Origin of the sequence: Sphingobium sp. MP9-4, from assembly GCF_005281675.1 — a bacterium.
Taxonomy (GTDB): domain Bacteria; phylum Pseudomonadota; class Alphaproteobacteria; order Sphingomonadales; family Sphingomonadaceae; genus Sphingobium; species Sphingobium yanoikuyae.
Window position 1 is genome coordinate 1 of the sequence record NZ_LUFI01000087.1, and the last position, 12,316, is coordinate 12,316.

A 12,316-nucleotide genomic window follows, 5' to 3' on the forward strand; every position below is an offset into this window, starting at 1 on the left:
GCGCACGCAGCTCGTCGAGGATGGCGGTTTTTGACATGGAGGCAGGGACTCGAAAATATGTTCCCCATTTGTTCGCCCCAATCCTGCGCCGGAGTCAATGGCATTTCGTTCTTCATATGTTCCATGTTAAGGAGATGGCTTCGAGTCCCGGCAAGGAGGTCCCATCATGTCACGGCTGCATTGCGCGCGGGCGAGCATCGCCGAGATCGCGGCGCACTTCGGGGTCAATCCCTTGCCGTCGGTCGCGGTACCTGAGGAGACGGTGGAAGGGCTGCCGGGGCTGGTCGTCTTCGAGAAAGGCGGCCGGCGCCTGTTGCGGTCCATGACATGGGGTTTTCCGCGCCTGACCAAGGATATGCGCGCGCGCGGCGAAGAAGCGGGGCGGATCGGCTTGGTCGCTGATCTCACCAACCCAATGTGGGAGGAGATGGTGGTCGATCCGCGCTATCGCTGCCTCATCGTGCTCACCCATTTTGCCAATCCCGATGGCGTGCCCGGTGCCAGGACCAGGACCTGGTTTTCGGTGAAGCGCCAGCCGATCATCGCCTGGGCCGGCTTCTGCCGAAACCTGCTGAGCGAGGGGCCGGTCTATGCCGGCATGACGATGGAGGCCAATGCCGCGATCCCGCCGACCAATGACCGAATGCCGGTGCTGCTCGACCCCCATGACTATGACGCCTGGCTGCGTGGCGGTATCCAGGATGTGATCCGGTTTCAGTTCCGGCCACCTTTTGCAGCCGAGCGAATGAACGTGCAGCGAACCGAGGATAGCTGGCGCAGCAAGGCACCGCCGCCCGGAACGCAGGCGCAGGCGCTTCTGCTGTAGTCGGGGCGAGAAGTTTGCCGGCTATCCTGCCAGACAGGCGGCTTTCCCGTCTCTCGCGCCATGATAGGATGAAGCTGGAATCACCAGCTGCTCCAGCGGCTTCGTTCGAACAGGAGGTCAGCCATCTGCAATCTCTACACCGAGCGTCTGAGCGCTGCCGAGGTGGCCGCCCATTTCGGCGTCGCCAACCCGGTCATGTCCAATGCCGGTGACGAGGTCTATCCCGGCACGCCGGGCCTCGTGATCCGGGAGGAAGCCGGGCAGCGCATCATGCAGTCGATGACCTGGGGCTTCCCGTTGCGCCTCAAGGGCATGGCCCCGACGGCAAAGCCCAAGCCTGTCAACAATATTGCCGATCTCGCCAAGCCGATGTGGAAAGGCCTGGCGGCCAAGCCGCAATGGCGCTGCCTCATCCCGCTGACGGCCTTTGCGGAAGCGGAAGGCGTGAAGGGCGCCAAGACGCGGACCTGGTTCAATGTGAAGGGACAGCCGATCTTTGCATGGGCGGGGCTCTGGCGCGTGAGCGATGAATGGGGGCCTGTCTATTCGGGCGTAATGACCGATTGCAACGAAGCCATCCGGCCTGTGCATGATCGCATGCCGGTGCTTCTCATGCCGGAAGATTATGAGCGGTGGCTTCACGGCTCATTTGATGACGCGGTGTCATTTCAGGACCGCTGCTTTCCCGATGCGTTGATCGAGATGACGCGCACCAGCGAGCTCTGGGTGAAGAAGAAGGCGGTGGCCGAGGCTCCGTCACTCCTATGACCCGGGAGATGGAACGTTGGGCCGCGGCTCTCGCCGTTGATCGCCAATATGGCACCGGAGCAGCGGAGTTCATCGCAGGGCGCGTGAAAGCCCTTGCCATTGCGGGGGATGAGGCTGGCGTGCTGCGCTGGCTTGCGATCGCAGACTGCCTTGACGCTCTTGCCGCTGGCGGCACCATCCAGTGACATGATTGGCCGCATTTGGGGCCAGCCGCCGAACCGGTATCAACTGCCGCCAATGGCTCCGGCACGAAGAATCGTCGACGATATGGGCCGTGTGCGATCAGCGTCCTACGCCAGCGCCTGTCTTTCTTCGCCACAGCTTCATGATCGCAGACATCTGTTGAAACCCGCCATTTTCTGCGTCTCTTAATCATCCCATCGGCGGTCCGGCATCGCCATCAGATGGGAAAAAGCATGTCTGAGACCGCGACAATAGCTGTCAGAAAGCCCCAGCGCAGCGCGCGCATGCTGCAGACCGCCTTGGGGCCTCATATCGGGCGGTGGCTCCAGGATCCGGCCGTCATCGAGGTCATGCTCAATCCGGACGGTCACCTCTGGGTAGATCGGCTGGGCGAGGGCATGTCCGACAGCGCCATCAGGCTGGCACAAGAGGATGCAGAACGCATCATTCGCCTCATTGCCCATCATGTCGGCGTGGACGCACATTCAGGATCGCCGCGCGTGTCGGCAGAACTGCCGATAACGGGAGAGCGGTTCGAGGGGCTGCTCCCACCGATTGTCAGGGCGCCGACCTTCGCCATTCGCAAGCCAGCGACCGCGATCTTCACGATCGACGACTATGTCGCAGCGCAGGTGATCACGCATGAACAGGCGGCAGTGCTGCGGCGTGCTGTTGCCGACCGTGCCAATATCATCATTGCGGGCGGCACTGGGTCGGGCAAGACGACGCTGGCCAATGCCCTTCTCGCCGAAATCGCCAAGTCGCCGCATCGGGTCGTCCTCATCGAGGATATGCGTGAGCTGCAATGTGCCTCGCCCAATCTGGTCGCCATGCGGACGAGGGATGGCATAGCATCGCTGCAGGATCTGGTGCGCTCGGCCTTGCGTCTGCGCCCTGACCGCATCCCCATTGGCGAAGTACGCGGGGCAGAGGCGCTCGATCTGCTCAAGGCCTGGGGAACCGGCCATCCCGGCGGCATCGCGACGCTTCATGCCGGTTCCGCCCTCGGCGCGCTCCGCCGGCTCGAACAGCTGATCCAGGAAGCGGTCGCCACGGTGCCCAGCGCACTCATCGCAGAAACCGTCAATCTCATCGCGGTCCTTGATCGCAATGCCCAGGGCCGACGCCTCACCGAACTGGCCTGGGTGACAGGCCTTGATTCCGCGACCGGCAATTATCGCCTGATTTCTCATGCTTCCAGCTCAGGAGAAGATTCATGACCCATCCCCTCAATCGCTACGCTTCGCGGATGCGTGCCATGCCCGCCGCAGCCTGCATCGCCTTGATGCTGATAGCGGCGCCAGCAAATGCCAGCGGCTCGTCCATGCCATGGGAAGCACCGCTCCAGTCGATCCTTCAGTCGATCGAGGGGCCGGTTGCCAAGATCATCGCGGTCATCGTGATCATCGTCACGGGGCTCAGCCTCGCCTTTGGCGACACATCGGGTGGCTTCAGGCGGCTGATCCAGATCGTCTTCGGCCTCTCCATCGCCTTCGCAGCATCGAGCTTCTTCCTGTCCTTCTTCAGTTTCGGCGGTGGGGCGCTCATCTGATGCAGGACCATGACACCACGCCCGGCTTCCATGCGCCTGTCTATCGGGCGCTGGGCGAACCGATATTGCTGGGCGGGGCGCCGCGCTCGCTGGCGATCGTCAATGGTACGCTGGCAGGTGCGGTCGGACTTGGTCTTCGGCTCTGGATATTGGGCATCGCCCTGTGGGCCATCGCCCATTTTCTCGCCGTCTGGGCCACGCGCAACGACGCACAGTTCGTGGAGGTGGCCCGCCGCCATCTCAAATATCCCGGATGGATGCAGCCATGATGTCATTGCGGGAATATCGATCGACGTCGGCCTGCCTGGCAGACTTCCTGCCCTGGGCGGTGCTGGCGGCACCGGGCATCGTCCTCAACAAGGATGGGTCGTTCCAGCGTACGGCCAGGTTCCGCGGCCCGGATCTCGACAGCTCGACGCCCGCAGAACTTGTTGCCGTCGCGGCGCGCATCAACAATGCGCTGCGACGCCTGGGATCAGGCTGGGCGCTGTTCGTGGAAGCGCAGCGTCTGCCCGCGCAAGCCTATCCCCAAGGCCTGTTCTGCGACCGGGCATCGGCTCTAGTGGACATGGAGCGCCGCGCGCAGTTTCGCGAGGCCGGCGTCCATTTCGAGAGCTTCTATTATCTGACCCTGCTCTGGCTGCCACCGGCCGAGGAAATCTCGAGGGCGGAATCCTGGCTTTACGAAGGGCAAGTGAAAGGCGCACTCGACCCACTGACCCACCTGCGAAATTTTGCCGACCGGACAGATCGGCTGATCCATCTGCTCGACGGCTTCATGCCTGAAGCCCGATGGCTGAAAGATGGCGAGACGCTGACTTTCCTCCACAGCTGCATTTCGACCCGGCACCAGCGGGTTCGCGTTCCCGAAACACCGGCCTATATCGATGCGCTTCTTGCCGATGAGGGCCTGTCCGGCGGTTTCGAGCCGCGCCTTGGCGAGCATCATCTGCGCACCCTCACCATCACCGGGTTTCCGACGTCGACCTTCCCCGGTCTCCTGGACGAGCTTAACGCGCAGGCCTTTGCCTATCGCTGGTCGACCAGAGCGATCATGCTCGACAAGAATGATGCGACCAGATTGCTGACCCGAATCCGGCGGCAATGGTTTGCCAAGCGCAAGTCTCTTGCCGCAATCCTCAAGGAGGTGATGACGAACGAGCAGTCTGTCCTGCTCGACAGCGACGCTGCGAACAAGGCCGCTGATGCAGACATGGCGCTCCAGGCGCTGGGCGCCGATCATGCTGGCATAGCCTATGTAACGGCGAGCGTAACGGTATGGGACCGTGATCCGACCGAGGCATCGCACAAGCTGCGGCTTGTGGAAAAGGTGATCCAGGGGCGTGACTTCACTTGTTCGATCGAGCGCGTCAATGCCGTCGAGGCATGGCTGGGTGGCCTGCCTGGCCAGGTTTACGCCAATGTCCGCAGGCCTCCCATAACCACGCTCAACCTTGCGCACCTCATTCCGCTGTCCGCGGTGTGGGCAGGCGCCGCGCGCGACGAACATCTCGATGGTCCGGCGCTTCTCTATGGCAAGACCGAGGGATCCACACCCTTTCGCCTCTCCCTTCATGTCGGCGATGTCGGTCACACCCTCGTCATCGGCCCTACCGGCGCAGGTAAATCGGTACTGCTCGCCATGATGGCCATGCAGTTCCGTCGCTATGCCGGTAGCCAGATATTCGCCTTCGATTTTGGCGGGTCGATCCGCGCCGCCATCTTAGCAATGGGCGGAGACTGGTGCGATCTAGGGGGCCAAATTGATGCAGGTCAGGAAGCCAGCCCAAGGATTGCGCTTCAGCCACTGGCTCGGATCGACCAGCCGGCTGAACGAAGCTGGGCTGCGCAATGGATTGCTGCTCTTCTTGGAACGGAAGGCATTGCGCTCGATCCGGCCGACAAGGATCATCTCTGGACGGCGCTCAATTCGCTGGCATCGGCCCCTATCGCCGAGCGCACGCTGTCGGGTCTGGCAGCGCTCCTTCAGACCCAGCGCCTCAAACAAGCATTGATCCCCTATTGCGAGGGAGGCTCCTGGGGCAATTATCTCGATGGAGAAAGCGAAAATCTGGGATCGGCATCGGTCCAGGCTTTCGAGATCGAAGGTCTGGTCGGCTCCTCTGCCGCAGCGCCCGTGCTGGCCTATCTTTTCCACAGGATCGAATCGCATCTCGATGGTCGTCCGACCCTCATCCTGATCGATGAAGGCTGGCTGGTGCTCGATCATCCGCAATTTGCCGAGCAACTGCGCGAATGGCTCAAGACCTTGCGCAAGAAGAATGCGAGCGTGGTGTTTGCCACCCAGAGTCTTTCGGACATTGATGGCTCCGCGATTGCGCCGGCCATTATCGAGAGCTGCCCAACCCGTATCTTTCTGCCCAATGAGCGCGCCCTAGAGCCGCAGATCACGCAGATATATTCTCGCTTCGGCCTCAATGATCGCCAGATCGAGATATTGAGCAGGGCGACGCCCAAGCGCGACTATTATTGCCAGTCCCGGCGCGGCAATCGCCTGTTCGAGCTCGGTCTGGGTGAGGTCGCACTCGCCTTCACCGCCGTCTCTTCCAAGCAGGATCATCGCTCGATCAGCGACATCCTCGATCTGGTCGGACGGGAGCAGTTTGCCTCCAGATGGCTGACAAAAAGGGGCCTGGACTGGGCGGCAGACCTTCTCGCGCACATCGATATTGCGCCACCGGTGGATCCTGATCCGCAGATCCCTCCCCATGACGAGGAGCCTCCGCAATGAAGAAGCGCTTTGTCCTGATCGCTCTGATGGCGCCGATGGCAATCATGATCCCGCCGGCTGCGCATGCTCTGGTGGTCTATGATCCGACCAACTATGCCTCCAACGTCCTGCAGGCGTCCCGGGCACTTCAGCAGATCAACAATCAGATTCAGCAGATTCAGAACCAGGCCACATCGCTTCTTAATGAGGCAAGGAATCTGACGAGCCTTCCGCTTTCGACATTGTCGACACTCCAGGCACAAATAGGCCAGACCCGTCGCCTGCTCGCGAGTGCGCAGCGCATCGCTTATGATGTGCAGGACGTCCAGAATGTCTTTGCGACCCGCTACTCGGGCGCCGCGCTGCGCGGCGATGCTGCCCACATGGTCGCGAATGCCGACGCTCGCTGGCACGATAGCGTCGACGCGTTGCAGGATGCCATGCGCGTACAGGCCGGCGTGGTCGGCAATCTTGATGGCGCGCAGTCGAGCATGGAGCGCTTGATGGTGGCGAGCCAATCAGCAACCGGTGCCTTGCAGGTCGCGCAAGCAGGAAACCAGATGTTGGCGCTCCAGGCTCAGCAGCTTGCCGATCTGACGGCAATATCTGCGGCACAAGGCCGGGCTCAGGCGCTGGCGGCCGCGCAGCAGGCGGCGGTCGAAGCGGAGTCGCGCGAGCGTTTCCGTCGGTTCCGAGGCAATTGACATGCGGCGGCCGGGCATCGCCATATTATGCTGCGCTGCCGCGGGAATGATCGTTGCGCTGACAATGGTCATGGCGCGCGACCGAGCGGCCGAAACATCAGCCACGGTCCGTCCACAGGAGGCCAATGCTCCTGCCGCGCCGATCCCGCCCCAGTGCCGCACGGTCGCGCAGCCGGACGCAGCATGCCTGGCGATCTGGGAAGAGAGGCGACGCCGCTTCTTTGCGTCGGATCGCCCGCGATGACCGACACAGGCGTCATCGACGAGTTCCTCCTCGTCTTCACCACCTATATCGACAGCGGTTTCGGCTTGCTGGGTGGTGAGGTCGGCTTCCTCTCCTCCAGTCTCATCGCCATCGATGTGACGCTTGCCGCCCTCTTCTGGGCGTGGGGCGCCGACGAGGATATCCTCCAGCGCCTTGTCCGCAAGACGCTCTATATCGGCCTGTTCGCCTTCATCATCGGCAATTTCTCAACGCTTGCGACGATCCTGTTCCAGAGTTTTGCGGGATTAGGGCTCAAGGCTTCGGGAAGCGGACTTGCGATCGGCGATTTTCTGAAACCCGGTACGGTCGCCGCCACTGGCCTCGATGCTGGCGCGCCGCTGCTCGATGCGACGGCCGACCTGTTGGGTCCGGTCGGTCTCTTCACCAACTTCGTCCAGATCATGATCCTGCTCCTTGCCTGGCTGATCGTCGTGCTCGCCTTCTTCATCCTCGCGATCCAGATTTTCGTGACGATCGTGGAGTTCAAGCTGGTGACGCTCGCGGGCTTTGTCCTGCTCCCCTTCGCCTTCTTTGGTCGAACTGCTTTCATGGCCGAGCGCGTGCTTGCGCATGTGATCTCGTCCGGGATCAAACTGCTTGTCCTTGCGGTGATAACCGGGATCGGAACGAGCTTGTTCGCACGCTTTACGACCGCTGGCATCCCCGCCGAACCGGACCTGGCACAGGTGATGTCGATAGCCCTTGCTGCATTGACGCTCCTGGGGCTGGGCATTTTCGGTCCCGGCATAGCCAATGGGATCGTCTCGGGCGGTCCGCAGCTTGGCGCCGGGAGCGCAGCGGGTACGGCGGTCGCAGCGGCGGCGACCCTGGCAGCTGGCGGCGCGGGTGGAAGGCTGGCAGCCGGCGCCATCGGAAGCGCGGCAGGCAGCGCGGCAGCGAGCGGCGCCCGGATCGCTGGCGCCGCAACGCGGGCCTATTCAGCCGGCGCCAGCGGGAAATCCGGCGCGTCCGCGGTGGGCGGTGGTCTGGCAGAGGTTGCAAAGAGCGCTGCGGCATCGCTGACCTCGCCGCTGCGCAACAGCGCCGCCGGCCTCAAGGACGGTTTTGCCCAAGGACGTTCAGGCGCCACAGGACAGCCTTCAGGCGCGATCGCCCAGGAGGGCGCCGGCCATGTGCCGCATTGGGCCACGGCTATGAAGCGGCGCCAGATGATCAGCCACGGCGCCACAGTCGCCAGCCAGACGCTCAAAAGCGGCGACAGCCATGGTGGCGGCGCCGGCCCGGATATCAGCGAAAGGAACTGACATCATGTTCCAGCGAACATCGGTCCATTATGGAAAGTCGCCCGAAGCAGTGACCCCATATCAGCGGGCCGCTCAGGTCTGGGATGACCGGATTGGTTCGTCACGCGTGCAGGCGCGCAACTGGCGCCTGGCTTTCTTCGCCAGCCTCGCTCTCTCGACGACGATGAGCATCGGGCTGCTGTGGCAAATGGCGCGCGGAACCGTGACGCCCTGGATCGTCGAGGTCGACAAGCTTGGCCAAGCGCAGGCGGTGGCACCCGCAACGCGCGACTATCGCCCGACGGATCCCCAGATCGCCTTTCATCTTGCCCGCTTTGTCGAGCAGGTCAGAAGCCTGCCGACGGATCCCATCATCCTGCGTCAGAACTGGCTGCGCGCCTATGACTTCACGACCGACAGGGGGGCGGCAGCACTGAGCGAATATGTGCGGCGCGATGATCCTTTCACCAAGGTCGGGCGAATTCAGGTGGCAGTCGACATATCGAGCGTCATCCGCGCCTCGGACGACAGCTTCAGGATCGCCTGGGTCGAACGACGCTATGAGCAGGGCATATTGAGCGACACCAGCCGATGGTCGGCAATCCTGACCGTGGCGCTCCAGCCTCCTCAATCCGAGGACATCCTCACCAGAAACCCGCTCGGAATCTTCGTCGATGCCCTCAACTGGTCAAAGGAGTTCGGACAGTGACAAACCCTCGCCCCTCCCTGGTTGCCGGCAGTGCCGTCCCCTTGCTGGTCGCGTTCATGGTCGCGCCTCTGTCGATTGCGCCTGCATATGCGCAGGACAGCGGAGAAATGGCAGCGGCAAAGCACTCCTCCAACAACGCCACAATCAAAGTCGTGCCACTTCCGGTTCCCATGCCGCTGCCGGGGCAGCTCAAGCCTGTGCCGCATGCGGTCCGGGCGCTGCCGGCTGCGCCCCAGCGGGATGTGAAATCAGCCAACGCAGCGGCTCGTATCCAGCCCAGTCAGGGCGATTATGTGAATGCTATGCAGCGCTATGCGTTTGCAGATGGCGCGCTCTATCAGGTCTATGCTGCGCCCGGGCAAGTTACCGACATCATGCTACAGGAAGGCGAGGAGCTTGTAGGCGCCGGTCCGATCGCCGCCGGCGACACTGTACGCTGGATCATCGGGGACACCGTAAGCGGGAGTGGTTCCTCGCTGCGCGTTCATGTGCTGGTGAAGCCGACGAGAGGCGATATCGCCACCAACCTCATCATCAACACGAACAGACGCACCTACCATCTCGAACTGAAGGGGACGCCATCGACCTACATGGCATCGGTGTCCTGGACTTATCCACAGGATGCGCTGTTCGCATTGAAAGCTGCAGCGGCGCAGGAAAGCCGCAATGCGCCGGTCGCGACGGGCTTGGATCTGGCATCCCTGAACTTCCGTTACCAGATAAACGGGGATCTGCCTGCCTGGCGCCCGCTGCGTGCGTTTGACGATGGCCGTCAGGTCTTGATCGAGTTTCCCTCGGACATCGCGACCGGCGAAATGCCACCGCTTTTTGTCACGGGTGCATCAGGATCGGCCGAGCTCGTTAATTACCGCGTGCAGGGGCACTTCATGATCGTCGATCGCCTTTTCAGCGCAGCGGAACTGAGGCTTGGGGACAAGAAAACCAGCAAGCTGGTGCGCATCGAACGGATCGACCCGAAGCCAGTTCATCGGGCAAGCCGATAATGAGCAGCGCAGAAAATAGCAGCAAGCCGGCCGATAAGGTCGAGGACCAAGTCGGGATCGATAACGACGACATCCCGCCCGCCAATGTATCAAAAGGCAAAAATTCTGAGGCGGTTGCGTTGCGGGCGGCCTCGCCGCCGGCCATGCGTCTGTCCCGGAAAGCGATCGGGCTTCTGGCGGCCGTCAGTTGCATCTGCATTGCCGGAACATTGATCTATGCCCTGCGGCCAAAGACGATCGAGCGCGTCGAAAACATACCGGTCTCGCACGGCCGCATCAAAGCCGAAACCATTGCCTCAGCACCCGACGACTATTCCAAAATTCCCAAATTGGGGACGCCATTGACCGACGTCCCGGGACAGCCGCTGCTTGAAGCGGAACAACAGCCAAGTCTGACGAACCCCGGCCGCTCGCCACCCAGCGATGAGCGCCTGACGGCGCGCCAGCAAGAGCGAGAGCGCCAGAGGAGCATGCGTGAGGCCGCGCTATCGAGCAGATTGTTTCTTGCCTCAGCGCCGACGGTTGCAAGGGCGAAGGAACCGGACGGGGTGCTGCCAGCGGAGGCCAGAGCGCCCCGGGATCCGAGGGCAGAAGCTGAAAGCCAGCCCCTCCAGTCCCGAACCACCGATACGAATAGGCGCACGTTTCTGGCGCCGGTCGCTATCGCCGAGGCAAGCACACAGCGCGTTGCGAACTCGGCATCGCCCTATGTCGTGCAGGCGGGCAATGTCATCCCCGCTGCGCTGATCACAGGCATCCGATCCGATCTTCCCGGCCTTATCACCGCGCAGGTGACGGAAAATGTTTATGATAGCCCGTCGGGCCAGATCCTGCTCATCCCGCAAGGGTCTCGGCTGATCGGCGAATATGATAGTGCGACCGCAGCGGGACAGCAGAGGATATTGATCGCCTGGGACCGCCTGATTTTTCCCGACAGCCGTTCGATTCTGCTCGACCGGCTTCAGGGCGCCGATCAGTCCGGCAGGTCGGGCCTGCAGGATGGTGTGGACAATCATTGGGCCGGCTTGCTCGGCGCAGCATTCATCTCGACCCTGTTGAACATGGGGACCGAGGTTATGGCCGACGATGACGGAAGTCTCGTGCGAGCGCTGCGATATGGCACGCAGGACAGCATCAGTCAGGCAGGCCGACAGATCATCGGGCGGCAACTGACGATTCCTCCGACACTCACCATCAGACCTGGCCATCCTCTGCGCGTGATGGTGAAGCGAGACATCATATTGGAACCATGGGAAGGGCAGAAGTGATGGTCAAACTCAAGCTAGGACCGATCGAGGATGATAAGCCAGTCAAAATCTCGGTCGAACTTTCCGCTGCGGTACATCGGGATCTGACGGCTTATGCGCGCATCCACGCTAGCGACACAGGACTGACCCATCCCATGGCAATTGAGCGGTTGATCGGCCCGATGCTGGAGCGTTTCATGGCCAGTGATCGGGGTTTCAGAAGAGGATGATGCCCAAACGGCCTTCGACAAACTTCTGCGTGATAAAATAATCCCAAGAAATGAGTCTGGTGCAGCAGGTTACTGTCCAGCAATCAGACTCTCACTTTGTCCCTGCCGCAACCGATGATGGGAGGTGTGAGCATCAGGATGCGCCATTTGCACTGTCTCCAAGCAGTGACCTGAGCCTTTCGACCGGTTGGCCAGGCTTCATAACAAGCGGCAAGTGAGGATGCCGCGCTTGCAGTTCTGGAGGAAGTCCGGCAGCGCTGTACACTAGGAACGGTATTGCGCTTTCTATCAGCAAAAGTGCTAGAGGCGTCACATCGCGATCCCGGAGATTTGCGTCAACGATGGCAGCGTCAATCTTGGCCTGGGTAAGGAAATTGACGGCTTCACTGACGGCTGAAAACGGCCCGGCAACTGTACCGCCTACGGCTTCTACATTTTCGCAAAGCGCCATTGCAATAAGCGGATCATCCTCGACGATCAGCACGCAGAATCCTGATAGCATATGTTCTCCCTTGCAGCGGGAGCACAATGTCTCTCAGTCGGTGATGCGCCGAACATGTCACCGATAGGCTGTAAGCGGATTGATATGGATTAAGTTCCGAAATTCATTTTATATTTCAGCGACTAATTGTGGTGCCCCTATATTGTTGGTCGAGACGCATTGGCTATTTCCCGCCAAATCGCAGTCTCCAAGGCTACACCGTGCGGTATAGCCTTCCTTGCCATGCCTCCAAAAGGCAGGCATGGTTCGGTGTCACCGCGTAATCGACGCCACTTCGGTTTACGGCGCGCTTGATCCAGAACGCGACAGGAATTCCATGAACTATAGCGGAACGCGCATTGCGCGGTCGTC

The 12,316-nt window shown here is 61.5% G+C and carries 14 protein-coding genes; 13 read left to right on the top strand and 1 reads right to left on the bottom strand.

What is annotated here, in order from left to right:
• Window positions 1-166 precede the first annotated feature (166 nt).
• The 13 genes from A0U87_RS23830 (at window position 167) to A0U87_RS23895 (ending at window position 11,463) form a co-directional block, all read left to right on the top strand.
• Window positions 167-826 carry an SOS response-associated peptidase family protein gene (locus A0U87_RS23830; protein ID WP_137406073.1) on the top strand — a complete coding sequence of 220 codons (660 nt, stop codon included), beginning with the start codon at window positions 167-169 and terminating at the stop codon, window positions 824-826.
• Between the two features lie 123 nt (window positions 827-949).
• Window positions 950-1,594, top strand: coding sequence for an SOS response-associated peptidase family protein (locus A0U87_RS23835; RefSeq protein ID WP_080604484.1), 645 nt, complete (start codon window positions 950-952; stop codon window positions 1,592-1,594).
• An 8-nt stretch (window positions 1,595-1,602) separates the two neighbouring features.
• A complete protein-coding gene (locus A0U87_RS26365) occupies window positions 1,603-1,779 on the top strand; it encodes a hypothetical protein (protein ID WP_170978466.1) in 177 nt (58 codons plus the stop codon).
• 231 nt (window positions 1,780-2,010) lie between these two features.
• Window positions 2,011-2,997, top strand: coding sequence for a P-type conjugative transfer ATPase TrbB (gene trbB, locus A0U87_RS23845; RefSeq protein ID WP_004209691.1), 987 nt, complete (start codon window positions 2,011-2,013; stop codon window positions 2,995-2,997).
• Complete coding sequence (locus A0U87_RS23850; protein ID WP_004209692.1) at window positions 2,994-3,329, top strand: TrbC/VirB2 family protein; 336 nt, start codon at window positions 2,994-2,996, stop codon at window positions 3,327-3,329. The genes trbB and A0U87_RS23850 overlap by 4 nt, the downstream gene beginning before the upstream one ends.
• Window positions 3,329-3,598, top strand: coding sequence for a VirB3 family type IV secretion system protein (locus A0U87_RS23855; RefSeq protein WP_004209694.1), 270 nt, complete (start codon window positions 3,329-3,331; stop codon window positions 3,596-3,598). The genes A0U87_RS23850 and A0U87_RS23855 overlap by 1 nt, the downstream gene beginning before the upstream one ends.
• Entirely contained in the window at window positions 3,595-6,081 is a 2,487-nt protein-coding gene (trbE, locus tag A0U87_RS23860; RefSeq protein ID WP_004209696.1) for a conjugal transfer protein TrbE, read from the top strand. Before A0U87_RS23855 ends, trbE begins: the two co-directional genes overlap by 4 nt.
• Entirely contained in the window at window positions 6,078-6,764 is a 687-nt protein-coding gene (gene trbJ / locus A0U87_RS23865; RefSeq protein WP_137406074.1) for a P-type conjugative transfer protein TrbJ, read from the top strand. Before trbE ends, trbJ begins: the two co-directional genes overlap by 4 nt.
• A gap of 240 nt (window positions 6,765-7,004) precedes the next feature.
• Window positions 7,005-8,294, top strand: a complete 1,290-nt coding sequence (gene trbL, locus A0U87_RS23875; protein ID WP_004209698.1) for a P-type conjugative transfer protein TrbL — start codon at window positions 7,005-7,007, stop codon at window positions 8,292-8,294.
• Window positions 8,295-8,298: 4 nt separating this feature from the next.
• Window positions 8,299-8,982, top strand: a complete 684-nt coding sequence (gene trbF, locus A0U87_RS23880; RefSeq protein WP_004209700.1) for a conjugal transfer protein TrbF — start codon at window positions 8,299-8,301, stop codon at window positions 8,980-8,982.
• The gene (gene trbG / locus A0U87_RS23885) at window positions 8,979-9,986 is read left to right on the top strand and encodes a P-type conjugative transfer protein TrbG (protein ID WP_004209701.1); all 1,008 of its coding nucleotides are present in this window, start codon (window positions 8,979-8,981) and stop codon (window positions 9,984-9,986) included. Before trbF ends, trbG begins: the two co-directional genes overlap by 4 nt.
• Entirely contained in the window at window positions 9,986-11,254 is a 1,269-nt protein-coding gene (locus A0U87_RS23890) for a TrbI/VirB10 family protein (protein WP_004209703.1), read from the top strand. Before trbG ends, A0U87_RS23890 begins: the two co-directional genes overlap by 1 nt.
• Window positions 11,254-11,463, top strand: coding sequence for a DUF2274 domain-containing protein (locus A0U87_RS23895; RefSeq protein WP_004209704.1), 210 nt, complete (start codon window positions 11,254-11,256; stop codon window positions 11,461-11,463). The genes A0U87_RS23890 and A0U87_RS23895 overlap by 1 nt, the downstream gene beginning before the upstream one ends.
• A 133-nt stretch (window positions 11,464-11,596) precedes the next feature.
• Here A0U87_RS23895 and A0U87_RS23900 read toward each other — a convergent pair whose 3' ends face one another.
• The gene (locus tag A0U87_RS23900; protein WP_080604549.1) at window positions 11,597-11,947 is read right to left on the bottom strand and encodes a response regulator; all 351 of its coding nucleotides are present in this window, start codon (window positions 11,945-11,947) and stop codon (window positions 11,597-11,599) included.
• Between the last annotated feature and the right edge of the window lie 369 nt (window positions 11,948-12,316).

Coding starts and splice junctions, on each gene's coding strand:
- A0U87_RS23850 (WP_004209692.1), top strand. CDS start 2,994: ATGACCCATCCCCTCAATCGCTACGCTTCGCGGATGCGTGCCATGCCC.
- trbE (WP_004209696.1), top strand. CDS start 3,595: ATGATGTCATTGCGGGAATATCGATCGACGTCGGCCTGCCTGGCAGAC.
- A0U87_RS23895 (WP_004209704.1), top strand. CDS start 11,254: ATGGTCAAACTCAAGCTAGGACCGATCGAGGATGATAAGCCAGTCAAA.
- trbJ (WP_137406074.1), top strand. CDS start 6,078: ATGAAGAAGCGCTTTGTCCTGATCGCTCTGATGGCGCCGATGGCAATC.
- A0U87_RS26365 (WP_170978466.1), top strand. CDS start 1,603: ATGGAACGTTGGGCCGCGGCTCTCGCCGTTGATCGCCAATATGGCACC.
- trbB (WP_004209691.1), top strand. CDS start 2,011: ATGTCTGAGACCGCGACAATAGCTGTCAGAAAGCCCCAGCGCAGCGCG.
- trbL (WP_004209698.1), top strand. CDS start 7,005: ATGACCGACACAGGCGTCATCGACGAGTTCCTCCTCGTCTTCACCACC.
- A0U87_RS23890 (WP_004209703.1), top strand. CDS start 9,986: ATGAGCAGCGCAGAAAATAGCAGCAAGCCGGCCGATAAGGTCGAGGAC.
- A0U87_RS23855 (WP_004209694.1), top strand. CDS start 3,329: ATGCAGGACCATGACACCACGCCCGGCTTCCATGCGCCTGTCTATCGG.
- A0U87_RS23830 (WP_137406073.1), top strand. CDS start 167: ATGTCACGGCTGCATTGCGCGCGGGCGAGCATCGCCGAGATCGCGGCG.
- trbF (WP_004209700.1), top strand. CDS start 8,299: ATGTTCCAGCGAACATCGGTCCATTATGGAAAGTCGCCCGAAGCAGTG.